Here is a 24,677-nt window from a genome sequence, read left to right on the forward strand (position 1 = left end):
CCAGATGCGCCACTGCCGCAGGCCGCACCCGATGAGTGGGTGTGGCCTGCGGCAGTGATGCGGGTGAGCGGTCGGCTCAGGCGGTCTTGATGGACCCGCCGGCCGCTTCGATCTTGTCCTTGGCGGAGCCGGAGAAGGCATCCACCACGACGTCGACCTTGACCGAGATCTCGCCGGTGCCGAGCACCTTGACCCGGTGACCGCCACGGACGGCCCCCTTCGCGACGAGATCCTCGACGGTCACCTGACCGCCTTCGGGGTAGAGCGCCGCGATCTTGTCCAGGTTCACGACCTGGAAGACGACGCGGTGCGGGTTCTTAAAACCACGGAGCTTGGGCAGGCGCATGTGAAGCGGCGTCTGGCCACCTTCGAAGCGCGCCGGCACCTGGTACCGGGCCTTGGTGCCCTTGGTACCGCGACCAGCGGTCTTACCCTTGCTGCCCTCACCACGACCGACGCGGGTCTTGGCCGTCTTGGCCCCCGGCGCCGGACGCAGGTGGTGGACCTTGAGCGCGTGGCTCTTCTCGGCCGTCTCGGCCGTGTCCTTGGCTTCCGCCATGATCAGTCAACCTCCTCGACGGTGACGAGGTGCGACACCGTCTTGACCATCCCGCGGATCTCGGGACGGTCCTCCTTGACGACGCTGTCGCCAATACGCTTCAGACCGAGGCTCCGCAGCGTCTGGCGCTGGTTGTCCTTGCCACCGATCTCGGAACGAGTCTGGGTCACCTTCAGCTGTGCCATCACGCACCCGCCTTTGCCTTCTCGGCGGCCTCGGCGCGGCCAGCGGCCTGAGCGCGCAGCATCGCGGCCGGGGCGACCTCGTCAACCGGCAGACCACGGCGAGCCGCAACGGCCTCCGGACGCTCGAGACCCTTTAGGGCCGCGACCGTCGCGTGGACGATGTTGATCGCGTTGTCCGAGCCAAGCGACTTGCTCAGCACGTCGTGGATTCCGGCGCACTCGAGCACGGCGCGAACCGGACCACCGGCGATAACACCGGTACCGGGCGACGCCGGGCGCAGCATGACAACGCCCGCAGCAGCCTCACCCTGGATGGGGTGCGGGATGGTGCCCTGGATGCGAGCGACCTTGAAGAAGGCCTTCTTGGCCTCTTCGACGCCCTTGGCGATCGCCGCGGGCACCTCCTTGGCCTTGCCGTAGCCGACACCCACGGTGCCGTCGCCATCGCCGACGACGACCAGAGCGGTGAAGCTGAAGCGACGACCACCCTTGACGACCTTGGCGACACGGTTGATGGTGACGACGCGCTCGAGATACTGGCTCTCGTTGCGGTCGCGGTTGTTGTCCCGACGGTCACGGCCGCCGCGACGGTCATTGGAGCGCTCATTGGTGCCAGCGGCACCGGCGCCTCGACGCTGGGGTCCGGGCATCAGATGTTCCTCATCTCTACGATCATGCAGGTCACAGGGCCAGCCCGCCTTCGCGAGCGCCATCGGCGATCGCGGCGACCCGACCGTGGTACTTGTTGCCACCGCGGTCGAAGACGACCGCGTCGACACCGGCGGCCTTGGCCCGCTCGGCGACGAGCTCGCCGACCTTTTTGGCCTTGGCGGTCTTGTCACCGTCGAAGGAGCGCAGGTCCGCTTCCATCGTCGAGGCCGAGGCCACGGTCTGACCCGCGACGTCGTCGACGACCTGGACGAACATGTGCCGGCTCGAGCGGGTGACGACGAGCCGGGGCCGCTCGGCGGTCCCGCTCACGCGCTTACGAACGCGCAGGTGGCGGCGACCTCGGGCGGCGCTCTTGCTCCGACCGCGCTTGATAGTCATAGCCATCGCTTACTTACCAGCCTTTCCGACCTTGCGGCGGATCTGCTCGCCTTCGTAGCGCACGCCCTTGCCCTTGTACGGGTCGGGCTTGCGCAGCTTGCGAATGTTCGCGGCGACCTCGCCGACGAGCTGCTTGTCGATGCCTTCGACCGAGAAGCGCGTGGCGCTCTCGACGGCGAAGGAGATGCCCTCCGGGGCCTCGATGAGGATCGGGTGGCTGTAGCCGAGCGCGAACTCGAGCGCTCCGCCCTTGTTGAGCACGCGGTAACCGGTGCCGTGGATCTCGAGCTTCTTGGTGTAGCCCTCGGTCACGCCGGTCACCATGTTGGCGATCAAACTGCGGGTGAGGCCGTGGAGCGAGCGCGACTGACGCTCGTCGTTCGGCCGGTTCACCTGCACGCTGTCATCGGCGCGCTCGACGGTGATGGGCTGCGCCACGGTGTGGCGGAGCTCCCCCTTCGGGCCCTTGACGGTGACGGTCTGACCGTCAATCGTCACGTCGACACCGCTCGGGATGGTGACAGGAAGTCGTCCAATACGCGACATGTCGTATCTCCCTTACCAGACGTAGGCGAGGACTTCCCCGCCAACGCCCTTGCTCGCGGCCTGCCGGTCGGTGAGGAGGCCAGACGACGTGGAGATGATCGCCACGCCGAGACCGCCAAGGACCTTCGGCAAGTTGGTGGACTTCGCGTAGACGCGCAGACCGGGCTTGGACACCCGGCGCACGCCCGCGATGGAGCGCTCGCGGTTCGGGCCGTACTTGAGCGTGATGGTCAGCGTCTTGCCGACCGTCGCGTCCTCGACCTTCCAGCCGGCGATGTAGCCCTCGGCCTGGAGGATCTCAGCGATGTGAGACTTCAGCTTGGAAAACGGCATGGAGACCTCGTCGTGGTGCGCCGAGTTGGCGTTCCGGACGCGGGTCAGCATGTCCGCAATCGGATCGGTCATGGTCATGGGCTTTAGCCTTGCCCTCTCTCACCGCGGTTTCACCGGCTTGTTCCGGCGACCTTCGATGTAGAACGGTTGAAAAGGAAGTTCTGGTGGATTACCAGCTGGACTTGGTGACACCCGGCAGCTCGCCGCGGTGAGCCATCTCGCGAAGGCACACACGGCAGAGGCCGAACTTGCGGTAGACCGAGTGGGGCCGGCCGCAGCGCTGGCAGCGCGAGTACGCGCGAACCTTGAACTTCGGCTTCTTGTTGGCCTTGTTGATCAGGGCGGTCTTGGCCATGTCAGTTCTCCTTGAACGGGAAGCCGAGCGCCTTCAGCAGGGCACGACCCTCGTCGTCATTGCTGGCGGTGGTGACCACCGTGATGTCCATGCCGCGGACGCGGTCAATCTTGTCCTGGTCGATCTCGTGGAACATCGACTGCTCCGTGAGGCCGAAGGTGTAGTTGCCGTTGCCGTCGAACTGCTTCGGCGAGAGCCCTCGGAAGTCGCGGATACGCGGCAGCGCGACCGTGACGAGGCGGTCCAGGAACTCCCACATCCGGTCGCCGCGCAGCGTGGTGTGCGCGCCGATCGGCATGCCCTCACGCAGCTTGAACTGCGCGATGGACTTGCGGGCCTTGGTGACCTGGGGCTTCTGGCCGGTGATCGCGGTGAGGTCGCGGATGGCGCCCTCGATCAACTTGCTGTCCTTGGCGGCGTCGCCGACACCCATGTTGACGACGACCTTGACGACGCCAGGGATCTGCATGACGTTGCCGAACCCGAACTGCTCGCGCAGCTGGTCCTTGACCTCGGAGTTGTAGCGCTCCTTCAGGCGGGGCGCAGCCTTGGTCTCGGCGCTCATCAGATGTCCTTCCCGGAACGCACGGCGACGCGGACCCGCTGGGTCTTGGTCTTGCCGTCACGCTCGACGGTCTCGACGCGGGTCTTGATCCGCGTCGGCTTCTTGGTCTCGGGGTCGACGATCGCGACGTTGCTCACGTGGATCGGCGCCTCCTGCACGACCAGGCCGCCGGCCTGCCCACGCACGCCGGCCTTGGTGTGCCGGGTGACGCGGTTCACGCCCTCGACCGTGACGCGCTGCGTCTCGGTGTTGACGGCGATGACCTTGCCAGTCGCACCCTTGTCCTTGCCCGTGAGGACCTGGACGAGGTCGCCCTTCTTGATCTTCATCTTCGCCATGGCTTTAGAGCACCTCCGGGGCGAGCGAGACGATCTTCATGAACTTCTTGTCGCGCAGCTCGCGGCCCACCGGGCCGAAGATGCGGGTACCGCGGGGGTCACCGTCATTCTTCAAGATGACCGCGGCGTTCTCGTCGAACTTGATGTAGGAGCCATCCGCACGGCGGCGCTCCTTGGTGGTACGGACGATGACAGCCTTGACGACGTCACCCTTCTTGACGTTGCCGCCCGGAATGGCGTCCTTGACGGTGGCAACGATGGTGTCTCCGATGCCGGCATACCGGCGGCCGGAGCCGCCGAGCACCCGGATGCACAGGATCTCCTTGGCACCGGTGTTGTCGGCGACACGCAGTCGCGACTCCTGCTGGATCACTGGTTTCTCCTTGACGTCGAGCTGGTTCTCAGGATTGCTCCGTGAGCCTGGCCGAACTGATGGGGTCTATAGGTGGTTCGTCTGGTCGTGTCGCGAAGGGGGCGTGCCCGCCCCCTTCGCGGACCAACGAGCCAAAGGGGAAGGCTTACTTGGCCTTCTCGAGGATCTCCACGACGCGCCAGCGCTTGGTGGCCGACAGCGGGCGGGTCTCCATGATCAGGACGCGGTCGCCGATCCCGGCCGAGTTGGCCTCGTCGTGCGCCTTGACCTTGTGGCTCTTGCGCATGACCTTGCCGTAGAGCGCGTGCTTGACGCGGTCCTCGACCTCGACCACGACGGTCTTGTCCATCTTGTCGCTCACGACGTACCCACGACGGGTCTTGCGGTCGTTGCGCTCGGTGGTCTTGGCCACGGTCTCTTCCTTCACGTTCTCGCTCACTTCGCCTCACCAGACCCTGCACCGATGCCGAGCTCGCGCTCGCGCATTTCGGTGTAGATGCGCGCGATGTCCTTGCGGACGGCGCGCAGCCGGCCGTGGTTGTCCAGCTGGCCGGTGGCCGACTGGAACCGGAGGTTGAACAGCTCTTCCTTGGCCTTGCGCAGCTCGTCGACGAGACGGTCGTCGTCGAATTCGCGCAGGTCCGAAGGGGTCAGGTCCTTAGAACCAATCGCCATCAGTTGTCACCACCTTCACGCGCGACGAAGCGGCACTTCATCGGCAACTTGTGCATCGCCAGGCGCAGCGCCTCACGAGCGACCTCTTCGGAGACACCGGAGAGCTCGAACATGACACGGCCGGGCTTGACGTTGGCCACCCACCACTCGGGCGAACCCTTACCGGAACCCATGCGGGTTTCGGCCGGCTTCTTGGTGAGCGGGCGGTCCGGGTAAATGTTGATCCACACCTTGCCGCCACGCTTGATGTAGCGCGTCATGGCAATACGAGCGGACTCGATCTGGCGGTTGGTGACATAGGCCGGCTCGAGAGCCTGGATGCCGTAGTCGCCGAACGCGATCGTCGTGCCGCCCTTGGCCATCCCCGAACGCTTCGGGTGGTGCTGCTTGCGGTGCTTGACTCGACGAGGAATGAGCATTACTGGGTCTCTCCCTCAGTACTCGGCGCAGCCTGCGCGGCGGCGGGCTGCTCGGCCGCGGGAGCGGAAGCGGCCGGACGGTCGCTCCGCCGGGCGCGAGCCGGACGGTCGTCGCGGTCACGGCGCGGGCCGCGGCCACGGGGGGCGGAGGTCGCCTGCTGGGCAGCGAACTCCTTCTCGGTCATGTCGCCCTTGTAGATCCAGACCTTCACGCCAATGCGGCCGAAGGTGGTCCGGGCCTCATAGAAGCCGTAGTCGATGTTCGCGCGGAGGGTGTGCAGCGGCACGCGACCCTCGCGGTAGAACTCCGAGCGCGACATCTCGGCGCCACCGAGGCGGCCCGAGCACTGGATCCGGATGCCCTTGGCACCGGCGCGCAGCGCGGACTGCATGCCCTTGCGCATCGCGCGACGGAAGGTCACGCGGGCGGCGAGCTGCTCGGCGATGCCCTGGGCGACCAGCTGAGCCTCGATCTCGGGGTTCTTCACCTCGAGGATGTTCAGCTGGACCTGCTTCCCGGTGAGCTTTTCGAGCTCACCGCGGATGCGGTCGGCCTCGGCGCCACGGCGACCGATGACGATGCCCGGGCGGGCGGTGTGGATGTCGACCCGGACCCGGTCACGGGTCCGCTCGATCTCGACGCGAGCGATGCCGGCGCGCTCCATGCCCGTGGACATGAGCTTGCGGATCGCGACGTCTTCCTTGACGTAGTCGCGGTAGCGCTGACCCTCCTTGGTGGAGTCAGCGAACCAGCGGCTCTTGTGGTCGGTGGTGATGCCCAGACGGAAGCCGTGCGGGTTGACCTTCTGACCCATCAGCGGGTCCCTCCCTTCGCGGCCTTCTCAGGCTTCGGTGCAACCAGCACGGTGATGTGGCTGGTCCGCTTGTTGATCCGGCCGGCGCGGCCCTGGGCCCGCGGACGGAAGCGCTTCATCGTCGGGCCCTCGTCGACGTAGGCGGCCTGGATCACCAGGTTGCGCTCGTCGAAGGGGGCGCCGGTCTCGTCGGCCTTGACCCGCAGGTTCGCGATGGCGGACTGCAGGACCTTCAGGGTCGGCTCGGCAGCACCCTGCGGCGCGAACTGGAGCGTCGCGATCGCGGTGGTGGTGTCCTTGCCGCGGATCAGGTCCACGATCCGACGCGCCTTCTGCGGCGTGACGCGCACGTGGCGCGCCGACGCACGGGCGAAGAGCTCGGTGGTCTCGGTGGTGTTAGCCATATCAGCGACGACGTCCCTTCTTGTCGTCCTTCACGTGGCCGCGGAAGGTGCGGGTCGGTGCGAATTCGCCGAGCTTGTGGCCGACCATCGCCTCGGTGACGAACACCGGGACGTGCTTGCGGCCGTCGTGGACGGCGAAGGTGTGGCCGAGCATGTCCGGGCTGACGACCGAACGACGCGACCAGGTCTTAATGACGTTCTTCGTGCCCGCTTCGTTCTGAGCGTCCACCTTCTTTTGAAGGTGGTCGTCGATGAAGGGGCCCTTCTTCAAACTACGAGGCATGACTTAAGGCTCCTATCAGCGCTTCTTGCCAGTACGACGGCGGCGCACGATCATCTTGTCGCTCGCCTTGCCGGGGCGGCGGGTCCGGCCCTCGGGCTGGCCCCACGGCGAGACGGGGTGACGGCCACCAGAGGTGCGTCCCTCGCCACCACCGTGCGGGTGGTCGACCGGGTTCATCACGACACCACGCACGGTCGGGCGCTTGCCCTTCCAGCGCATGCGGCCGGCCTTACCCCAGTTGATGTTCGACTGCTCGGCGTTGCCGACCTCGCCGATGGTGGCGCGGCAGCGCTGGTCGACGCGGCGGATCTCACCGGAGGGCATACGCAGGGTCGCGTACGGACCCTCCTTACCCAGCAGCTGGATGCTGGTCCCAGCGGAGCGGGCCAGCTTGGCCCCGCCGCCCGGACGCAGCTCCACCGCGTGGATGGTGGTACCGGTCGGGATGTTGCGCAGCGGCAGGTTGTTACCCGGCTTGATGTCGGCGCCAGCGCCGGCCTCGATCGGGTCGCCCTGCTTGAGCTTGTTCGGCGCGAGGATGTAGCGCTTCTCGCCGTCGGCGTAGTGCAGCAGCGCGATGCGGGCGGTGCGGTTGGGGTCGTACTCGATGTGAGCGACCTTGGCCGGCACGCCGTCCTTGTCGTGACGACGGAAGTCGATGACGCGGTACGCACGCTTGTGGCCACCACCGATGTGACGGGTGGTGATCCGACCGGAAGCGTTACGGCCACCGGACTTGGTGAGCGGACGGACGAGCGACTTCTCCGGCGTGGAGCGGGTCACCTCAACGAAGTCGGCGACAGAACTGCCGCGACGACCCGGGGTGGTCGGCTTGTACTTACGGATACCCATGGCTTCTTCCTGTTCCTCCCCGTCAGCCCTGGCCGCCGAAGATGTCGATCGTGCCCTCGCGGAGGGTGACGATCGCGCGCTTCGTGGCCTTGCGCTGGCCGATCCCGAAACGGGTGCGGCGCGTCTTGCCCGGGCGGTTCATGGTGTGAACCGAGTCGACCTTGACGTCAAAGATCTGCTCGATCGCGATCTTGATCTCGGTCTTGTTGGCCCGCGGGTCGACGATGAAGGTGTACTTCCCCTCGTCGAGCAGCCCGTAGGACTTCTCGGAGACGACCGGGCGAACGATGATGTCGCGCGGGTCCTTGGTGGTGGTCACTTGGACTCCTCCTCGTCCTGCGCGGCCTTGGCCGGAGCCAGGAAGGCCTCGAGCGCGGCCTCGGTGAAGACCACATCGTCGGCGCAGAGCACGTCGTAGGTGTTCAGCTGGTCGGCCCAAAGGACGTGCACGTCGGCGAGGTTGCGCACGCTCATCGCGGCGATCTCGTCGGTGCGGCTCAGGACAACGAGCAGGTTCTTGCGCTCGCTCAGCTGGGTCAGGGCAGCCAGCGCACCAGCGGTCGAGGGGGTCTCCCCTTCGACGATCGCCGAGAGCACGTGGATGCGCCCGTGGCGCGCCCGGTCAGAGAGGGCACCGCGCAGGGCGGCGGCCTTCATCTTCTTGGGGGTGCGCTGAGCGTAGTCACGCGGCTGCGGGCCGTGCACGGTGCCACCGCCGGCAAACTGCGGCGCACGGGTCGAACCCTGGCGGGCGCGACCGGTGCCCTTCTGGCGGTAAGGCTTGCGCCCACCGCCGCGGACCTCGCCGCGGGTCTTGGTGGAGTGCGTGCCCTGGCGCGCCGCGGCGAGCTGGGCCACGACGACCTGGTGGATCAGCGGCACGTTGGTCTGGACGTCGAAGATCTCCGCGGGGAGCTCAACGGTGCCGGACTTGGTGCCGGTGGGGCTGAGGATGTCGATCGTCGGCATGTCAGGCTCCCTTCACGGCGTTGCGGACGAGCACCACGCCACCGCGGGGACCGGGGACGGCGCCCTTGACGAGCAGCAGGCCCTTGTCGGCGTCCACCGCGTGGATGGTGAGGTTCTGGGTGGTCTGGCGCACGCCGCCCATGCGGCCGGCCATGCGCATGCCCTTAAAGACACGGCCCGGGGTGGCGCAGCCACCGATCGAGCCCGGCTTGCGGTGGTTGCGGTGCGCACCGTGGCTGGCGCTCACACCGGCGAACCCGTGGCGCTTCATGACGCCAGCAAAGCCCTTGCCCTTGGTGGTCCCGGAGACGTCGACGCGCTGTCCGGCTTCGAACAGCTCGACGGTCACCTCCTGACCGAGCTCGTAGCTGTCGGCGTCGTTGGTGCGAAGCTCAACGCTGTAGCGGCGCGGCGTGACACCGGCCTTGGCGAAGTGGCCGCTCTCGGGCTGGTTCACCTTGCGCGGGTCGATGGCGCCGTACGCGATCTGGACGGCCTGGTAGCCATCGGTCTCGTCGGTACGGACCTGGGTCACCACGCACGGGCCAGCCTGGATGACGGTCACCGGCACGAGGCGGTTCTCCTCGTCCCAGACCTGGGTCATGCCAAGCTTCTCGCCGAGGACACCCTTGACGGTCTTGGTTGCAGTAGTAGTCATGTGCGTCGTTCCCCGGATCAGAGCTTGATCTCGATGTTGACGTCCGCCGGCAGATCGAGACGCATCAGCGAGTCGACGGCCTTGGGCGTCGGGTCGATGATGTCGATGAGGCGCTTGTGCGTGCGCATCTCGAAGTGCTCGCGGGAGTCCTTGTACTTGTGAGGCGATCGGATGACCACGAAGACGTTCTTCTCCGTGGGCAGCGGCACTGGGCCGACCACCGTGGCGCCGGCACGGGTCACCGTGTCGACGATCTTGCGCGCCGAGCTGTCGATGACCTCGTGGTCATACGACTTCAGTCGGATGCGGATCTTCTGTCCGGCCATCTGAGCCTTGTCTCTCTCTCGCCGTCGTGCTTGGTCTATGGCGATTCGTTTCCGTAAGTCCGACCCACGCGCTCGGGTGTGTCGCACCCTCTTCGTCGCGCAGGCGACATCCCGAAAGTTTCTTTCAGGAGAATCGACCGCGCGTGGTCATTCACGTGTGTGTTGTCCCGGAAACGAACCGGAACTTGATGCCCCGGCCTCGATGCCCCACCGCCACGGGACGTGGCAAGCGGTTCGATCGTGGTCACCGGGAGGATCAGCGGCGTCGGTGGGCTCCGATTAGATCGGGGCGCGTTAGTCCCGCTGCTCATCAAGCAACTGAACAAGTGTGCCAGAGGATCGAGCGCGAGACCAAATCGGCGCCGATCCCCTGGCCCCCTTAGCGCGGTTGAGGAGCGTCCGCGGCGATCGACTCGCCACGCGCGAGCTGTGCTTCGAGGCGAATGCGGCGGCCCTCTTCGACATCCTCGGAGAACTTCTCCGCTGCCTTCTCCGAGGCGCTGGTCGCCCGCGGCGGCAATTGCAACTCGCGCTCGGCGCGGATCCCGGCCTCCAGCTGGCGGGTGCGCTCGAGCTCGGAGTCGAACTCGGCGCCGAGGAGCAGCACCGAGTTGATGATGTAGAGCCACAGCAAGAAGACGATGACGCCGGCGAGCGAGCCGTAGGTGCGGTTGTACGACCCGAAGTTGGAGACATAGAAGCCGAAGGCGACCGAGGCGAGCACGCAGACCATGATGGCCATCAGAGCGCCGGGGCTGACCCAGCGGATCTTCGGCTGCTGGATGTTGGGCGTGAGGTAGTACAAGAGCGCGACCATCACCATCAGCAGGATCAGCATCACCGGGATCTTCGCGTACCCCCAGATGGTCACGGCGGTCTCGCCGAAGCCGAGCGCACCACCAATCGCCTCAGCCACGCCACCAGAGAGGGCGAAGCCGATCAGCATGAGGCCCGCCATGATGATGAGCGCGAAGGTGAGGGCAAGCATCTTGGCCCGCAGCACGATCATCGGGCGGCCTTCGTCGACCTGATAGACCCGGTTCATCGCGCGGCTGAAGGCGTTGACGTAGTTGGACGCGGTCCACAGGGCACCGACGACACCGGCGACGAGAGCAAACCCTGCGGCCTGCGATTCGACGATCTGGCGGATGGGATCTTCGAGGGCCTTCGCCGCACCCCCCTGGCCAAGATCACGGACGATATCGAGCAAGGCCTGCGTCGTGGTCTCGCCCTGACCGAAGACACCGACGAGAGAGACCAGGGCGAGCAACGCGGGGAAGAGGGAAAGGACCGCGTAGTACGTGAGTCCGGCAGCGAGGTCGCTGCATTGATCGCGGCCGAATTCGCGCCCCGCCTTCTTCAGGGAGTACAACCACCCGGAGCGGCTGAGTCCGGTCGGGGACTTCGCCTTGCGCGAGTCATCGGCGTCGGGTGCAACAGCATCCTTTTCGGCGGCGACGCCTTCGCGGGCCATCGGGTCTCCTCATCAGGGGGTTAGAGCAGGGGTCGCACACACCCTACCGAGCGGCGGCGGCCACCCCCTTCGCACGTCGGTGTCGCGAGGTCATGATTCGGTGACGATCGACGCAACCGCGGCGGCCTGCGAAGGGTGCACCGCCCGGCGCCTTCCCCACCCCACCTCCCCCGGTCGGCCTGCCAAGGGTGCACCTCCCAGCGCCTTCCGCACCCCAGCTCCTCGACCGGCCTGCCAAGGGTGCACCGCCCCGCACGCCCTGCACTCCACCTCCACCCGCCGGCCTGCGAAGGGTGCACCGCCCAGCGCCATCCGCACCCCACCACCTCGACCGGCCAGCCAGGGTGCACCGCGCCGCGCCTTCCGCACCCCACCACCTCGACCCGCCGGCGAAGGGTGCACCGCCCCGCGCCATCCGCACCCCACTTCCTCAACCGGCCGGCCAAGGGTGCACCGCCCCGCACCACCTGCACCCCACCTCCCCCGAGCGGACGTTCAGGGCATGGCAAAGGCCCGCCCCCTTCGCTTCAAGCGAAGGGGGCGGGCCTTTGGTCACACTGCGCGAGCTAATTCAGCTCGCGAGTGATCACTTGATGATCTTGGTAACGCGACCGGCGCCCACGGTACGACCACCCTCACGGATAGCGAACTTCAGGCCCTCCTCCATGGCGATCGGCTGGATGAGCTCGACCTTCATGTCGGTGTTGTCGCCAGGCATGACCATCTCGACACCCTCGGGCAGGTTCACGACACCGGTGACGTCCGTGGTCCGGAAGTAGAACTGCGGACGGTAGTTGTCGTAGAACGGCGTGTGACGGCCACCCTCGTCCTTGGACAGGATGTAGACCTGGCCCTCGAACTCGGTGTGCGGGGTGATCGAACCCGGCTTGCAGACGACCTGCCCGCGCTCGACGTCCTCGCGCTTGGTGCCACGAAGAAGCAGACCGACGTTCTCGCCCGCACGACCCTCGTCGAGGAGCTTGCGGAACATCTCGATGCCGGTGACGGTCGTGGTCGTCTTCTGCTCGTGGATACCGACGATCTCGACCTCCTCGTTCACGTTGAGGACACCGCGCTCGATACGACCGGTGACGACGGTGCCACGACCGGTGATCGTGAAGACGTCCTCAACGGGCATCAGGAACGGCTTGTCGATGTCGCGCTCGGGCTCCGGGATCGACTCGTCGACCGCGTTCATGAGCTCGAGAACGGACTCGGCCCACTTCTCGTCGCCCTCGAGCGCCTTCAGCGCCGAGACCTTGACGACCGGCAGGTCGTCACCCGGGAACTCGTAAGCCGAGAGCAGCTCACGAACCTCCATCTCGACGAGCTCGAGGATCTCCTCGTCGTCGACCATGTCGGCCTTGTTGAGCGCCACGACGATGTAGGGAACGCCAACCTGGCGAGCCAGAAGGACGTGCTCCTTCGTCTGCGGCATCGGGCCGTCGGTCGCCGCGACCACGAGGATCGCGCCGTCCATCTGAGCGGCACCGGTGATCATGTTCTTGACGTAGTCGGCGTGCCCGGGGCAGTCGACGTGCGCGTAGTGACGCTTCTCCGTCTGGTACTCGATGTGCGCGATGGAGATGGTGATACCGCGCTGCTTCTCCTCGGGAGCCTTGTCGATCGAGTCGAAGGGGGACTCCTCGTTCAGGTCCGGGTACTTGTCGTGCAGGACCTTGGAGATCGCGGCCGTCAGCGTCGTCTTGCCGTGGTCAATGTGACCGATGGTGCCGATGTTGACGTGCGGCTTGCTCCGCTCGAACTTTGCCTTCGCCACTTGCTTGTCCTCCTTGGGGACTTTCTCTTGGTTACGCCGTACGACCAGCAGGACGTGGCGTCGTTTATGGGGTTTTGGGGTTGATCCCGGCTACTTTAGCCGGTCACTCGCCGCGGGTCTTCTTGATGATCTCCTCGGCGACCGCCTTGGGGACCTCAGCGTAGGAGTCGAACTCCATGGAGTAGTTCGCCCGGCCCTGGGTCTTGGACCGCAGGTCGCCGACGTAGCCGAACATCTCCGAGAGCGGGACGAGGCCGCGGACGACCTTCGCACCGCTGATGTCCTCCATGGCCTGAATCTGGCCACGGCGGGAGTTGATGTCGCCGATGACGTCGCCCATGTAGTCCTCGGGCGTGCGCACCTCGACGGCCATCATCGGCTCGAGCAGGACCGGGTCGGCCTTGCGCACAGCCTCCTTCAGCGCCATCGAACCCGCGATCTTGAACGCCATCTCCGAAGAGTCGACGTCGTGGTAGGCGCCGTCCAGCAGCGTGGCCTTGATGCCGACGAGCGGGTAGCCCGCGAGCACGCCGTACTGCATGGCGTCCTGGATACCGGCGTCCACGCTCGGGATGTACTCGCGCGGGACGCGACCACCGGTCACCTTGTTGTCGAACTCGTAGAGCTCGCCCTCGGCCGTGTCGAGCGGCTCGAGGCTGATCTGCACCTTCGCGAACTGACCCGACCCACCGGTCTGCTTCTTGTGGGTGTAGTCGTACTTCTCGACGGTCTTGCGGATCGTCTCGCGGTAGGCCACCTGCGGCTTACCGACGTTGGCCTCGACCTTGAACTCCCGCTTCATGCGGTCGACCAGGATGTCGAGGTGCAGCTCGCCCATGCCGGCGATGATGGTCTGCCCGGTCTCCTCGTCGAGTTCGACGCGGAAGGTCGGGTCCTCTTCGGCCAGCTTCTGGATCGCGGTGCCGAGCTTCTCCTGGTCGCCCTTCGTCTTGGGCTCGATGGCGACCTGGATCACCGGCTCCGGGAAGGTCATCGACTCCAGCACAACCGGGTTGTCGATGTCGGAGAGGGTGTCACCGGTGGTGGTGCTCTTCAGACCGATGGCGGCGTAGATGTGGCCGGCCATCGCCTCGGCGACGGGGTTCTCCTTGTTGGCGTGCATCTGGAAGAGCTTGCCAACGCGCTCCTTCTTCAGCTTGGTCGTGTTCATCACCTGCGTACCGGAGCTGATGTGGCCCGAGTACACGCGGATGAAGGTGAGCGTGCCGAAGAAGGGGTGAGCCGCGACCTTGAAGGCGAGCGCCGAGAAGGGCTCGTCCTTGCTGGGCTTGCGCAGCACGTGCTCGTCCTCGTTGCCCGGCGCGTGACCCTGCATCGCCGCGACATCGAGCGGCGACGGGAGGTAGTCAACGACCGCGTTCAGCATCGGCTGGACGCCACGGTTCTTAAAGGCCGAGCCACAAAGGACCGGGTAGACCTCGGAGGCCACGGTGAGGGCGCGGATGCCCTTCTTCAGCTCGTCGACGCTGAGCTCGCCCCCTTCGAGGTAGTGCTCCATCAGGGCGTCGTCGGCCTCGGCGACCCGCTCCACGAGGTGGTGGCGGTACTCCTCGGCCTTTTCCTTCAGCTCCGCGGGGATTTCCTGGACCTCGTACTTCGCGCCCAGGGTGACGTCGCCCTTGGCGTCGCCTTCCCAGACGAGCGCGCGCATCTCGAGCAGGTCGATGACGCCGACGAAGTCGTTCTCCGCGCCGATCGGCAGCTGGAGCACGAGCGGCTCCGCGCCGAGGCGGTCCTTGATGGTCTGAACGGTGAAGTAGAAGTCCGCACCGAGCTTGTCCATCTTGTTGACGAAACAAATGCGCGGCACGCCGTACTTGTCGGCCTGACGCCACACGGTCTCGGACTGGGGCTCGACGCCCTCCTTGCCGTCAAAGACCGCGACCGCGCCGTCGAGGACGCGCAGCGAACGCTCCACCTCGACGGTGAAGTCGACGTGGCCAGGGGTGTCGATGATGTTGATCTGGGTGCCATCCCAGAAGGAGGTGACCGCGGCGGAGGTGATCGTGATCCCGCGCTCCTTCTCCTGCTCCATCCAGTCGGTGGTCGACGCGCCGTCGTGGGTTTCGCCCAGGCGGTGGTTCACACCGGTGTAGAAGAGGATGCGCTCGGTCACCGTCGTCTTGCCGGCGTCGATGTGAGCCATGATGCCGATGTTGCGGACCTGCTTGAGGTCAGTGAGGACGTCCTGTGCCACTTCGTTCTTCTCGTCTCGTTGCGTTCAGTCAAGAGGGGATGTCCGGGCCGCCGCGGCGTTGAGGTCAGGGGACCGCGGCGGACCCGAACGGGCTGGATTTACCAGCGGTAGTGCGCGAAGGCCTTGTTGGACTCGGCCATCTTGTGGGTGTCCTCGCGACGCTTGACCGCGGCGCCAAGGCCGTTGCTCGCGTCGAGGATCTCGTTCATCAGGCGCTCGGTCATCGTCTTCTCACGACGCTGACGGGCGTAGCCGACGAGCCAGCGCAGCGACAGGGTCGTCGCGCGGCCCGGCTTGACCTCGACCGGGACCTGGTAGGTCGCGCCACCGACGCGGCGGGACTTGACCTCGAGCGACGGGCGGACGTTGTCCAGCGCGCGCTTCAAGGTGGCCACGGGGTCGGTGCCGGTCTTCTGGCGGCAGCCTTCGAGGGCGTCGTAGACGATCGACTCGGCGATCGACTTCTTGCCATCGAGGAGGATCTTGTTGACCAACTGGGTCACCAGCGGGGACTGGTAGACCGGGTCAATGACGAGGGGGCGCTTCGGAGCGGGGCCCTTGCGAGGCATTACTTCTTCTCCTTCTTGGCGCCGTAGCGGCTGCGGGCCTGCTTGCGGTTCTTGACACCCTGGGTGTCGAGCGAGCCACGCACGATCTTGTAGCGAACACCCGGGAGGTCCTTCACACGACCGCCACGCACGAGCACGATCGAGTGCTCCTGGAGGTTGTGGCCCTCACCGGGGATGTAGGCGGTGACCTCGATCTGGGAGGTCAGCTTGACGCGCGCGACCTTGCGCAGCGCGGAGTTCGGCTTCTTCGGGGTGGTCGTGTACACGCGCGTGCACACGCCGCGGCGCTGCGGAGAGCCCTTCAGGGCAGGAGTTGCGACCTTGGTGGTCTTGTCCTGCCGGCCCTTGCGCACCAGCTGGTTGATGGTAGGCAACCTGTTGTCTCCATTTGGTCGAAATGTTGTCTGCTCGGCCGTGGCGTCTCGCCCTGGCCGTGCTCCTTGGATGCCGCCTGCGATCCTTCATCCCTGAAGGTCCGACACGCGGTGCTCTCCCCTGCACTCCCCATGACGATCCCATCGGGTGATAATCGATGAGAAGGGCGATGAGGTGCCCGGCGAGAGGTGCGGCCCCAAAGTACTCGGAGCCTCTTCCGTGGCACAGCGCCTAATCAGCGTGCACCACACACAGCGGACCACGATACTCGCGCGGGTACGCAGGCAACAAATCGAGGAGCGAGCAGCCTCGCGGCTCACCCTCTTCTCAACGCTCCTTCTCTGCCCAAGATTCCGATCCGCGCATGACGAAGGGGGCCGCGCTTAGTGCGCGGCCCCCTTCGTCAACTGGCGTGAGCGGTGCTCAGCCCTTGGCCGCGGCCTTCAGGGCGCTGCCAGCGGTGAGCTTCGCGGCGTAACCGCCCGGGATGGTCATCTCGGCGCCGGTCTGCGGGTTGCGGCCCTTGCGCTCGGAACGCTCGACGCGCTCGAGGGAGAAGAAGCCGGGAACGGTGACCTTCTCGCCCTTGGCGACCTGCTCGGAGAGGACCTCCTGGAGCGCGGAGAGCACACCGGAAGCGGTCGAGGCGGAAACGTCGGCGCGCTCCGCGATGGCGGAAGCAAGCTCGGACTTGTTCATAAAGGAACTCCATCTTCGTGTCTGGGGGTGAACCTCGACCACTTCATCACGGATCGCGGTCCAAGTCACATCGAAACCCGGCGTGTCTGCCCCGGATTACCGGGGTTTTCGCCGAACGGTCTCCCTCCGGGGCCTCCTAGGGGTGCCACCGCTCGATATCGGGGCATGACGAAGGGGGTCGGCGCCCATCTCTGGGCACCGACCCCCTTCGGCAATTGACCGCTAACGGGCCTCGATCAGTCCAGGCCGAGCTCGGCGTCGTCGAGGCGGATCGCCTCGCCACTGCCGGGCCCGAAGACCGGGTAGTCGAGCTCGTCGTAGGTCGGGAGCGTGTACATCGCGGCCTTGGCCTCCTCGGTCGGCTCCACCGCGATGTTGCGGTAGCGGGTCAGACCCGTGCCGGCCGGGATGAGCTTGCCGAGGATGACGTTTTCCTTCAGGCCGAGCAGCGGGTCGGACTTGCCTTCCATCGCCGCCTCGGTGAGGACGCGAGTCGTCTCCTGGAAGGACGCGGCCGAGAGCCACGAGTCGGTCGCGAGCGAGGCCTTGGTGATGCCCATGAGCTCGGGACGACCGGCGGCCGGACGGCCCCCTTCGGAGACCACGCGACGGTTCTCCTCTTCGAAACGCGCCCGCTCGGCGAGCATGCCCGGGAGGAGCTTGGTGTCACCCGACTCCAGGATCGTGATCCGGCGCAGCATCTGGCGCACGATGACCTCGATGTGCTTGTCGTGGATCGACACACCCTGCTGGCGGTAGACGTGCTGCACCTCGTCGACCAGGTGCTTTTGCGCCTGGCGCGGGCCGAGGATCCGCAGGACCTGCTTCGGGTCGATCGCACCCTGGATCAGCTGCGTGCCGACCTCGACGTGCTCGCCATCGGCGACCAGCAGGCGCGAGCGCTTGCTGACCGGGTAGGCGTGCTCTTCACCGTCGTCGGTCTTCAGCAGGACGCGGCGAGCCTTGTCGCTCTCCTCGATCTCGATGACGCCATTGGCCTCAGCGATCGGCGCGACACCCTTCGGGGTACGGGCCTCGAAGAGCTCGACGACACGCGGCAGACCCTGGGTGATGTCGTCACCGGCCACACCACCGGTGTGGAAGGTCCGCATCGTCAGCTGGGTACCCGGCTCACCGATCGACTGGGCCGCGATGATGCCGACGGCCTCGCCGATGTCGACGAGCTGACCGGTCGCGAGCGAGCGGCCGTAGCACTTGGCGCAGGTGCCGACGCGCGACTCACAGGTGAGGACCGAGCGGACCTTGACCTCGTCGACGCCAGCCTCGTAAAGGCGAGCGATGACGACGTCACCCAAGTCGGAGCCAGCCTCGGCGTGGACGGTCCCGTCCTCGCCGACGACATCGGCCGCGACACAGCGGGCGTACGCGGTGAACTCGACGTCATCGTGCAGCCGACGGGTGCCGGTGTGCTCGTCGTACTGAGCGATCGCCATGGTGAGACCACGGTCGGTGCCACAGTCGTCCTCACGAATGATGACGTCCTGCGAGACATCGACCAGACGACGGGTGAGGTATCCGGAGTCCGCGGTCCGAAGGGCGGTGTCCGCCAGACCCTTACGCGCACCGTGCGTCGAGATGAAGAACTCGACCACCGACAGACCCTCACGGAAGTTCGTCCGGATCGGTCGGGGAATGATCTCGCCCTTCGGGTTGGCCATCAGGCCACGCATACCGGCGATCTGCCGCAACTGGAACCAGTTACCACGCGCACCGGAGCTCACCATGCGGTAGATGGGGTTCTCCCGCGGGAAGTGCTCCTGCATCTCCGTGGCAACCTCGTTGGTCGCCTGGGTCCAGATCTCGATGAGCTCCTGACGGCGCTCATCGTCGGTGATCAGACCACGCTCGTACTGGGTCTGGACCTTCTCGGCCTTGGCCTCGTAGCCCTCGAGGATCTCGCCCTTGCGCGGCGGCGTGACGACATCGGAGACGGCCACGGTGGTGCCCGAGCGGGACGCCCAGTAGTAGCCGGCCTCCTTCAGCGCGTCGAGGGACGCCGCGACCTGCACCTTGGTGTACCGCTCGGCGAGGTCGTTGACGATCGTCGAGAGGCGCTTGCGGTCGACGGGCTCGTTGACGAAGGGGTAGTCGCCCGGCAGCGCCTTGTTGAACAGGGCGCGCCCGAGGGTCGTCTCGGCCGTCCACTGCGCGACGGTGCCGTCCTCACGGACCTCGGTGCCCTCGGGCAGCTCGGTCCCGGCCGGCGGCACGACATCGTGCAGACGGACCCGGATCGGAGTACCGATCTTGATCTCGCCAGCGTCGAAGGCCATCCGAGCCTCGTTGGAGGTGGAGAAGGAGCGCAGCTGCTCCCCTTCCTGAGCGACCTCGGCGGTCAGGTGGAACAGGCCGATGATCATGTCCTGGGTGGGCATGGTCACGGGGCGACCGTCGGCGGGCTTCAAGATGTTGTTGCTGGAGAGCATGAGGATCCGCGCCTCGGCCTGAGCCTCGGCGGACAGCGGCAGGTGCACCGCCATCTGGTCACCGTCGAAGTCCGCGTTGAACGCGGTGCAGACGAGCGGGTGAATCTGGATCGCCTTGCCCTCGACCAGCTGCGGCTCGAAGGCCTGGATGCCGAGGCGGTGCAGCGTGGGCGCGCGGTTCAGCAGCACCGGGTGCTCGGTGATGACCTCTTCGAGGACATCCCACACGACGGAACGCTGACGCTCGACCATGCGCTTGGCCGACTTGATGTTCTGCGCGTGGTCGAGGTCGACCAGGCGCTTCATCACGAACGGCTTGAACAGCTCCAGGGCCATGGCCTTCGGCAGACCACACTGGTGCAGCTTCAGCTGCGGGCCGACGACGATGACCGAACGGCCGGAGTAGTCGACGCGCTTACCGAGCAGGTTCTGACGGAAGCGACCCTGCTTGCCCTTCAGCATGTCCGAAAGGGACTTCAGCGGGCGGTTACCGGGGCCGGTCACCGCACGACCGCGACGGCCGTTGTCGAAGAGGTTGTCGACGGCCTCCTGGAGCATCCGCTTTTCGTTGTTCACGATGATCTCGGGCGCACCGAGGTCCAGCAGGCGCTTCAAGCGGTTGTTGCGGTTGATGACGCGGCGGTAGAGGTCGTTCAAGTCCGAGGTGGCAAAGCGGCCACCATCGAGCTGGACCATCGGGCGCAGGTCCGGCGGGATGACCGGGACCGCGTCGAGGACCATGCCCGCGGGCTTGTTGTCCGTCGTCAAGAAGGCCGTGACGACCTTCAGGCGCTTCAGCGCACGGGTCTTCTTCTGACCCTTGCCGGTCGCGATGATCTCGCGCAGCTTCTCGGCCTCGGCCTGCAGGTCGAAGGTCTCCAGGCGCTTTTGGATCGCCGCGGCGCCCATGCCCCCTTCGAAGTACAGACCGAACCGGTCACGCATCTCGCGGTAGAGGATCTCGTCGCCCTCGAGGTCTTGGACCTTCAGGTTCTTGAAGCGGTCCCAGACCTGGTTGAGGCGCTCGACCTGAGCATCCGCGCGCTTGCGGATCTGGTTCATCTCACGCTCGGCGGAGTCGCGGACCTTGCGCTTGGCGTCGGCCTTAGCGCCCTCGGCCTCGAGCGCGGCGATGTCCTGCTCGAGCCGCTTGGCGCGGGCCTCGACATCGGCGTCACGCTTGGTCTCGAGCTCCTTGCGCTCGACCTCGATCTGCGCCTCGAGCGAGGGCAGGTCGGTGTGCCGCTGCTCCTCGTCGACGTGCGTGATCATGTACGCCGCGAAGTAGATGACCTTCTCGAGGTCCTTCGGGGCGAGGTCGAGCAGGTAGCCGAGGCGGCTCGGGACACCCTTGAAGTACCAGATGTGGGTGACGGGGGCGGCGAGCTCGATGTGGCCCATCCGCTCGCGACGCACACCGGCGCGGGTGACCTCGACGCCACAGCGCTCACAAACGATGCCCTTGAAGCGGACTCGCTTGTACTTACCGCAGGCGCACTCCCAGTCCCGGGTCGGGCCGAAGATGCGCTCGCAGAACAGACCCTCCTTCTCGGGCTTGAGGGTGCGGTAGTTGATGGTTTCGGGCTTCTTGACCTCGCCATGGCTCCACTTGCGGATGTCCTCCGCGGTGGCCAGGCCGATACGCAGCTCGTCGAAGAAGTTGACGTCAAGCACGTGGTGCTTCCTTCTCTCTCTTACAAAACTTGTGTGGTCTGAACCGGTGATCTTGGGGGTGCCGAAGGGGGAAGGGGTTCCCCCTTCGGCTCACCCGTCAGACCTCTTCGACGCTGCTCGGCTCCCGCCGGGACAGGTCAATGCCGAGCTCTTCGGCGGCGCGGAAGACGTCGTCTTCGCTGTCGCGCATCTCGATGGCACCACCCTCGGAGTTCAGGACCTCGACGTTGAGACACAGGGACTGCATCTCCTTGATCAGGACCTTGAACGACTCGGGGATACCGGGCTCGGGAATGTTGTCGCCCTTGACGATGGCCTCGTAGACCTTCACGCGGCCGTTGACATCGTCGGACTTGATCGTGAGCAGCTCCTGAAGGGCGTAGCTCGCGCCGTACGCCTCGAGGGCCCACACCTCCATCTCACCGAAGCGCTGGCCACCGAACTGCGCCTTACCACCGAGCGGCTGCTGGGTGATCATCGAGTACGGGCCGGTGCTCCGGGCGTGGATCTTGTCGTCCACGAGGTGGTGCAGCTTCAAGATGTACATGTAGCCGACCGAGACCGGGTCGGGGTACGGCTCGCCGGAGCGGCCATCGAAGAGCTGGGTCTTGCCGGAACCATCGACGAGGCGAACCCCATCGCGGGTGGGCCGGGTCGAGTCGAGCAGACCCGTGATCTCGTCCTCGCGGGCACCGTCGAAGACGGGGCTCGCGACCCGGGTGTTCGGACCGGCGCTGCGGGCATCGCCGGGGATCATCTCGGCCCACTCGGGCTGACCCTCGATCTCCCAGCCGCGGCTCGCAGCCCACCCGAGGTGCAGCTCGAGGATCTGGCCGATGTTCATTCGACCGGGGACACCGAGTGGGTTCAGCACCACGTCGACGGGGGTGCCGTCTTCGAGGAAGGGCATGTCTTCGACGGGGAGGATCTTGGAGATGACGCCCTTGTTGCCGTGGCGGCCCGCGAGCTTGTCACCGTCGGTGATCTTGCGCTTGTTGGCCACGTAGACGCGCACCAGCTGGTTCACGCCCGGGGGCAGCTCGTCGTCGTCGTCCTTGTCGAAGACCTTGACCGCGATGACCGTGCCGGTCTCGCCGTGCGGGACCTTCATCGAGGTGTCGCGCACCTCGCGCGCCTTCTCACCGAAGATCGCGCGCAGCAGGCGCTCCTCCGGGGTCAGCTCGGTCTCACCCTTGGGCGTGACCTTGCCGACGAGCAGGTCGCCGTCGCGGACCTCGGCGCCGATGCGGATGATGCCGCGCTCGTCCAGGTCGGCGAGGACATCTTCGGAGACGTTCGGGATGTCCCGGGTGATCTCCTCCGGACCCAGCTTGGTGTCGCGAGCGTCGACCTCGTGCTCCTCGATGTGGATCGAGGAGAGGACATCGTCTTGCACCAGACGCTGGGAGAGGATGATCGCGTCTTCGTAGTTGTAGCCCTCCCACGGCATGAAGGCCACGAGCAGGTTGCGCCCGAGAGCCATCTCGCCGCCGTCGGTCGCGGGACCATCGGCGATCAACTGACCAGCCTCGACGCGGTCCCCTTCGGAGACCATGACGCGCTGGTTGTAGGAGTTGCCCTGGTTGGACCGGGAGAACTTCATGATCTTGTAGGTGCGGTTGCCGCCCTCGTCCTGCGCGACGGTCACGAGGTCTGCGGAGACCTCGGTGACGACGCCGGCCTTCTCGGCCCGCACAACATCACCGGAGTCGAGCGCCGCGCGGTACTCCATGCCGGTCCCGACGAGCGGGGCCTCGGCGCGCACCAGCGGCACCGCCTGACGCTGCATGTTGGCGCCCATGAGCGCACGGTTGGCGTCATCGTGCTCGAGGAAGGGGATCATCGCGGTCGCGGCCGAGACCATCTGGCGCGGCGAGACGTCCATGTAGTCGACCTCATCGCCGGGGATGTAGTCGACCTCGCCGCCCTTGGTCCGGGCGAGCACGCGCTCGCTGACGAACCGGCCGTCCTCGCCGATCTCGGCGTTGGCCTGGGCGATGATGTGCTTGTCCTCTTCGTCCGCGCTCACGTAAACGATCTCGTCGGTGACGACACCGTCGTTGACCAGGCGGTACGGGGTCTCGATGAACCCGAAGGAGTTGATCCGCCCGTAGCTCGCAAGCGAACCGATGAGGCCGATGTTCGGGCCTTCCGGCGTCTCGATCGGGCACATGCGCCCGTAGTGCGACGGGTGGACGTCACGAACCTCCATCTGGGCCCGGTCGCGGGAGATACCGCCGGGGCCAAGCGCCGACAGACGACGCTTGTGCGTCAGGCCGGCGAGGGGGTTGTTCTGGTCCATGAACTGGGACAGCTGGCTGGTCCCGAAGAACTCCTTGATCGAGGCCACCACGGGGCGGATGTTGATCAGGGTCTGCGGGGTGATCGCCTCGACGTCCTGGGTCGTCATCCGCTCGCGAACGACGCGCTCCATCCGGGACAGGCCCGTGCGGACCTGGTTTTGGATGAGCTCGCCGACGCTGCGCAGACGACGGTTACCGAAGTGGTCGATGTCATCGGTCTCGACGACCACGTCGACGGCCTCGCCGCCGCGGGTCCCCGGGAGGGTCTCCTCTTCGGCGTGGAGCGCGACGAGGTACTTCAGGGTCGCGACGATGTCGTCGAGGGTCAGCACCGAGTCGGTGAGGTCGACGTCGACGCCGAGCTTGCGGCCCATCTTGTAGCGGCCGACCTTCGCGAGGTCGTAGCGCTTGGGGTTGAAGTAGAGGTTGTCCAGGAGGTTCTGGGCCGCCTCGCGGGTCGGCGGCTCGCCCGGACGGAGCTTGCGGTAGAGGTCAAGCAGCGCCGAGTCCTGGTTCTCGATCGTGTCCTTTTCGAGGGTGAGGTTCATCGACTCGTACTGGCCGAACTCCTCACGGATCTCCGCCTCGGTCATCCCGAGCGCCTTCAGCAGCACGGTGACCGACTGCTTGCGCTTGCGGTCCACGCGCACGCCGACCATGTCGCGCTTGTCGATCTCGAACTCCAGCCAGGCTCCACGGCTCGGGATGATCTTCGCCGAGTAGATGTCCTTGTCCGAGGTCTTGTCCGGCGACTTTTCGAAGTAGACGCCGGGGCTGCGGACGAGCTGGGAGACAACGACGCGCTCGGTGCCGTTGATGATGAAGGTGCCGCGCTCGGTCATCAGCGGGAAGTCGCCCATGAAGACCGTCTGGCTCTTGATCTCGCCGGTCTCGGCGTTCATGAACTCCGCGGTGACGAAGAGGGGCGCCGAGTACGTCTGGTCGCGCTCCTTAGCGTCTTCGATCGAGTACTTCGGCTCCTCGAAGCGGCTCTCCCGGAAGGACAGCGACATCGAGCCGGAGAAGTCTTCGATCGGGGAGATCTCTTCGAAGATCTCCTCCAGGCCGGAACGCTCCGGCACGTCGTTGCGGCCGGCCGCCTGGGCCTCGGCCACGCGCTTTTGCCAGCGCTCGTTACCGAGCAGCCAGTCAAAGCTCTCGGTCTGCAATGCCAAGAGGTCGGGGACCTCGAGGGGTTCGCGAATCTTCGCGAAGGACAGACGGCCGGATGCCGTCTGTGCGGTGGACATCGGTGATGCGGTGCGCGAGGCAGCCAAGGAGGGGTCCTTCCACGGGCCGTAAAGAGATGATCCGTCGCTGCCCGGACCGACGACCCGGGCCGCCACGACGGCACGACAACGCGTGACGGTGGAAGGCGGGGAGAGGGCAAGGACAGCGCAAAGCGTCAGCGTAGTACAAAAGTGCATGACTGT

At 66.2% G+C, this 24,677-nt stretch carries 28 protein-coding genes and 1 pseudogene; all 29 read right to left on the minus strand.

Annotated elements, in window-relative coordinates; all coding sequences use genetic code 11:
* Positions 1-76: 76 nt before the first annotated feature.
* Positions 77-559, minus strand: a complete 483-nt coding sequence (gene rplO, locus AB8K43_RS09860) for a 50S ribosomal protein L15 (protein ID WP_370893854.1) — start codon at positions 557-559, stop codon at positions 77-79.
* Positions 560-561: 2 nt separating this feature from the next.
* Positions 562-744: a 50S ribosomal protein L30 gene (gene rpmD / locus AB8K43_RS09865; protein ID WP_370893855.1), complete on the minus strand. Its 183-nt coding sequence runs from the start codon at positions 742-744 to the stop codon at positions 562-564.
* Entirely contained in the window at positions 744-1,394 is a 651-nt protein-coding gene (rpsE, locus tag AB8K43_RS09870) for a 30S ribosomal protein S5 (protein ID WP_370893857.1), read from the minus strand. Before rpsE ends, rpmD begins: the two co-directional genes overlap by 1 nt.
* Positions 1,395-1,425: 31 nt before the next feature.
* Entirely contained in the window at positions 1,426-1,800 is a 375-nt protein-coding gene (gene rplR / locus AB8K43_RS09875; protein WP_370893859.1) for a 50S ribosomal protein L18, read from the minus strand.
* A 3-nt stretch (positions 1,801-1,803) separates the two neighbouring features.
* Positions 1,804-2,340 (minus strand): 50S ribosomal protein L6, encoded by a 537-nt coding sequence (rplF, locus tag AB8K43_RS09880; RefSeq protein ID WP_370893860.1) that lies wholly within the window; start codon positions 2,338-2,340, stop codon positions 1,804-1,806.
* A 12-nt stretch (positions 2,341-2,352) separates the two neighbouring features.
* Positions 2,353-2,751, minus strand: a complete 399-nt coding sequence (gene rpsH / locus AB8K43_RS09885; RefSeq protein ID WP_370893862.1) for a 30S ribosomal protein S8 — start codon at positions 2,749-2,751, stop codon at positions 2,353-2,355.
* Positions 2,752-2,842: 91 nt separating this feature from the next.
* Positions 2,843-3,028 carry a type Z 30S ribosomal protein S14 gene (locus AB8K43_RS09890; RefSeq protein WP_370893864.1) on the minus strand — a complete coding sequence of 62 codons (186 nt, stop codon included), beginning with the start codon at positions 3,026-3,028 and terminating at the stop codon, positions 2,843-2,845.
* A 1-nt stretch (position 3,029) separates the two neighbouring features.
* Positions 3,030-3,593 (minus strand): 50S ribosomal protein L5, encoded by a 564-nt coding sequence (gene rplE / locus AB8K43_RS09895; RefSeq protein ID WP_370893866.1) that lies wholly within the window; start codon positions 3,591-3,593, stop codon positions 3,030-3,032.
* On the minus strand, positions 3,593-3,931 hold the full coding sequence (gene rplX, locus AB8K43_RS09900) for a 50S ribosomal protein L24 (RefSeq protein WP_370893868.1): 339 nt from the start codon (positions 3,929-3,931) through the stop codon (positions 3,593-3,595). Before rplX ends, rplE begins: the two co-directional genes overlap by 1 nt.
* 4 nt (positions 3,932-3,935) lie before the next feature.
* Positions 3,936-4,304 carry a 50S ribosomal protein L14 gene (gene rplN, locus AB8K43_RS09905; RefSeq protein WP_370893870.1) on the minus strand — a complete coding sequence of 123 codons (369 nt, stop codon included), beginning with the start codon at positions 4,302-4,304 and terminating at the stop codon, positions 3,936-3,938.
* A 145-nt stretch (positions 4,305-4,449) separates the two neighbouring features.
* Positions 4,450-4,716 carry a 30S ribosomal protein S17 gene (gene rpsQ, locus AB8K43_RS09910; RefSeq protein ID WP_370893981.1) on the minus strand — a complete coding sequence of 89 codons (267 nt, stop codon included), beginning with the start codon at positions 4,714-4,716 and terminating at the stop codon, positions 4,450-4,452.
* Positions 4,717-4,760: 44 nt separating this feature from the next.
* Positions 4,761-4,979: pseudogene (gene rpmC / locus AB8K43_RS09915) on the minus strand (50S ribosomal protein L29); the annotation flags it as partial.
* Positions 4,979-5,398 carry a 50S ribosomal protein L16 gene (gene rplP, locus AB8K43_RS09920; protein ID WP_370893872.1) on the minus strand — a complete coding sequence of 140 codons (420 nt, stop codon included), beginning with the start codon at positions 5,396-5,398 and terminating at the stop codon, positions 4,979-4,981. The gene rplP and the pseudogene rpmC, both read right to left, overlap by 1 nt.
* Complete coding sequence (gene rpsC / locus AB8K43_RS09925) at positions 5,398-6,213, minus strand: 30S ribosomal protein S3 (RefSeq protein ID WP_370893874.1); 816 nt, start codon at positions 6,211-6,213, stop codon at positions 5,398-5,400. Before rpsC ends, rplP begins: the two co-directional genes overlap by 1 nt.
* A complete protein-coding gene (rplV, locus tag AB8K43_RS09930; protein ID WP_370893875.1) occupies positions 6,213-6,617 on the minus strand; it encodes a 50S ribosomal protein L22 in 405 nt (134 codons plus the stop codon). The genes rpsC and rplV overlap by 1 nt, the downstream gene beginning before the upstream one ends.
* Position 6,618: 1 nt before the next feature.
* On the minus strand, positions 6,619-6,900 hold the full coding sequence (rpsS, locus tag AB8K43_RS09935; RefSeq protein WP_144855660.1) for a 30S ribosomal protein S19: 282 nt from the start codon (positions 6,898-6,900) through the stop codon (positions 6,619-6,621).
* A gap of 15 nt (positions 6,901-6,915) precedes the next feature.
* A complete protein-coding gene (gene rplB, locus AB8K43_RS09940) occupies positions 6,916-7,752 on the minus strand; it encodes a 50S ribosomal protein L2 (RefSeq protein ID WP_370893877.1) in 837 nt (278 codons plus the stop codon).
* Between the two features lie 22 nt (positions 7,753-7,774).
* On the minus strand, positions 7,775-8,071 hold the full coding sequence (gene rplW, locus AB8K43_RS09945; RefSeq protein WP_370893879.1) for a 50S ribosomal protein L23: 297 nt from the start codon (positions 8,069-8,071) through the stop codon (positions 7,775-7,777).
* Positions 8,068-8,721, minus strand: coding sequence for a 50S ribosomal protein L4 (gene rplD, locus AB8K43_RS09950; RefSeq protein WP_370893881.1), 654 nt, complete (start codon positions 8,719-8,721; stop codon positions 8,068-8,070). The genes rplW and rplD overlap by 4 nt, the downstream gene beginning before the upstream one ends.
* A 1-nt stretch (position 8,722) precedes the next feature.
* Positions 8,723-9,379, minus strand: coding sequence for a 50S ribosomal protein L3 (gene rplC / locus AB8K43_RS09955; protein ID WP_370893883.1), 657 nt, complete (start codon positions 9,377-9,379; stop codon positions 8,723-8,725).
* 17 nt (positions 9,380-9,396) lie between these two features.
* The gene (rpsJ, locus tag AB8K43_RS09960; protein WP_019146773.1) at positions 9,397-9,705 is read right to left on the minus strand and encodes a 30S ribosomal protein S10; all 309 of its coding nucleotides are present in this window, start codon (positions 9,703-9,705) and stop codon (positions 9,397-9,399) included.
* Between the two features lie 379 nt (positions 9,706-10,084).
* A complete protein-coding gene (locus tag AB8K43_RS09965) occupies positions 10,085-11,179 on the minus strand; it encodes a YihY/virulence factor BrkB family protein (RefSeq protein ID WP_370893885.1) in 1,095 nt (364 codons plus the stop codon).
* 586 nt (positions 11,180-11,765) lie between these two features.
* Entirely contained in the window at positions 11,766-12,959 is a 1,194-nt protein-coding gene (gene tuf, locus AB8K43_RS09970) for an elongation factor Tu (RefSeq protein ID WP_370893887.1), read from the minus strand.
* A 103-nt stretch (positions 12,960-13,062) separates the two neighbouring features.
* Positions 13,063-15,177 carry an elongation factor G gene (gene fusA / locus AB8K43_RS09975; protein WP_370893889.1) on the minus strand — a complete coding sequence of 705 codons (2,115 nt, stop codon included), beginning with the start codon at positions 15,175-15,177 and terminating at the stop codon, positions 13,063-13,065.
* Between the two features lie 98 nt (positions 15,178-15,275).
* The gene (gene rpsG, locus AB8K43_RS09980; protein ID WP_370893891.1) at positions 15,276-15,746 is read right to left on the minus strand and encodes a 30S ribosomal protein S7; all 471 of its coding nucleotides are present in this window, start codon (positions 15,744-15,746) and stop codon (positions 15,276-15,278) included.
* A complete protein-coding gene (gene rpsL / locus AB8K43_RS09985) occupies positions 15,746-16,120 on the minus strand; it encodes a 30S ribosomal protein S12 (RefSeq protein WP_370893893.1) in 375 nt (124 codons plus the stop codon). Before rpsL ends, rpsG begins: the two co-directional genes overlap by 1 nt.
* Before the next feature lie 424 nt (positions 16,121-16,544).
* On the minus strand, positions 16,545-16,820 hold the full coding sequence (locus AB8K43_RS09990) for an HU family DNA-binding protein (RefSeq protein ID WP_370893895.1): 276 nt from the start codon (positions 16,818-16,820) through the stop codon (positions 16,545-16,547).
* Positions 16,821-17,056: 236 nt separating this feature from the next.
* Complete coding sequence (locus tag AB8K43_RS09995; RefSeq protein WP_370893897.1) at positions 17,057-20,941, minus strand: DNA-directed RNA polymerase subunit beta'; 3,885 nt, start codon at positions 20,939-20,941, stop codon at positions 17,057-17,059.
* A 97-nt stretch (positions 20,942-21,038) separates the two neighbouring features.
* The gene (gene rpoB / locus AB8K43_RS10000; protein ID WP_370893899.1) at positions 21,039-24,521 is read right to left on the minus strand and encodes a DNA-directed RNA polymerase subunit beta; all 3,483 of its coding nucleotides are present in this window, start codon (positions 24,519-24,521) and stop codon (positions 21,039-21,041) included.
* Between the last annotated feature and the right edge of the window lie 156 nt (positions 24,522-24,677).

It is taken from the genome of Janibacter sp. GXQ6167, from assembly GCF_041365945.1.
Classification (GTDB): domain Bacteria; phylum Actinomycetota; class Actinomycetes; order Actinomycetales; family Dermatophilaceae; genus JBGFSK01.

Bases quoted from the DNA above. Each gene is read 5' to 3' on its own strand.
- rpsS (WP_144855660.1), bottom strand. From the start codon at position 6,900: ATGCCTCGTAGTTTGAAGAAGGGCCCCTTCATCGACGACCACCTTCAA.
- rpsG (WP_370893891.1), bottom strand. From the start codon at position 15,746: ATGCCTCGCAAGGGCCCCGCTCCGAAGCGCCCCCTCGTCATTGACCCG.
- rpsC (WP_370893874.1), bottom strand. From the start codon at position 6,213: ATGGGTCAGAAGGTCAACCCGCACGGCTTCCGTCTGGGCATCACCACC.
- rplR (WP_370893859.1), bottom strand. From the start codon at position 1,800: ATGGCTATGACTATCAAGCGCGGTCGGAGCAAGAGCGCCGCCCGAGGT.
- rplB (WP_370893877.1), bottom strand. From the start codon at position 7,752: ATGGGTATCCGTAAGTACAAGCCGACCACCCCGGGTCGTCGCGGCAGT.
- rplX (WP_370893868.1), bottom strand. From the start codon at position 3,931: ATGGCGAAGATGAAGATCAAGAAGGGCGACCTCGTCCAGGTCCTCACG.
- rpmD (WP_370893855.1), bottom strand. From the start codon at position 744: ATGGCACAGCTGAAGGTGACCCAGACTCGTTCCGAGATCGGTGGCAAG.
- rplD (WP_370893881.1), bottom strand. From the start codon at position 8,721: ATGCCGACGATCGACATCCTCAGCCCCACCGGCACCAAGTCCGGCACC.
- rplO (WP_370893854.1), bottom strand. From the start codon at position 559: ATGGCGGAAGCCAAGGACACGGCCGAGACGGCCGAGAAGAGCCACGCG.
- rplP (WP_370893872.1), bottom strand. From the start codon at position 5,398: ATGCTCATTCCTCGTCGAGTCAAGCACCGCAAGCAGCACCACCCGAAG.
- rpsJ (WP_019146773.1), bottom strand. From the start codon at position 9,705: ATGGCCGGACAGAAGATCCGCATCCGACTGAAGTCGTATGACCACGAG.
- AB8K43_RS09990 (WP_370893895.1), bottom strand. From the start codon at position 16,820: ATGAACAAGTCCGAGCTTGCTTCCGCCATCGCGGAGCGCGCCGACGTT.
- rplV (WP_370893875.1), bottom strand. From the start codon at position 6,617: ATGGCTAACACCACCGAGACCACCGAGCTCTTCGCCCGTGCGTCGGCG.
- rpsE (WP_370893857.1), bottom strand. From the start codon at position 1,394: ATGCCCGGACCCCAGCGTCGAGGCGCCGGTGCCGCTGGCACCAATGAG.
- AB8K43_RS09965 (WP_370893885.1), bottom strand. From the start codon at position 11,179: ATGGCCCGCGAAGGCGTCGCCGCCGAAAAGGATGCTGTTGCACCCGAC.
- rplE (WP_370893866.1), bottom strand. From the start codon at position 3,593: ATGAGCGCCGAGACCAAGGCTGCGCCCCGCCTGAAGGAGCGCTACAAC.
- rplF (WP_370893860.1), bottom strand. From the start codon at position 2,340: ATGTCGCGTATTGGACGACTTCCTGTCACCATCCCGAGCGGTGTCGAC.
- rplC (WP_370893883.1), bottom strand. From the start codon at position 9,379: ATGACTACTACTGCAACCAAGACCGTCAAGGGTGTCCTCGGCGAGAAG.
- AB8K43_RS09890 (WP_370893864.1), bottom strand. From the start codon at position 3,028: ATGGCCAAGACCGCCCTGATCAACAAGGCCAACAAGAAGCCGAAGTTC.
- rpsH (WP_370893862.1), bottom strand. From the start codon at position 2,751: ATGACCATGACCGATCCGATTGCGGACATGCTGACCCGCGTCCGGAAC.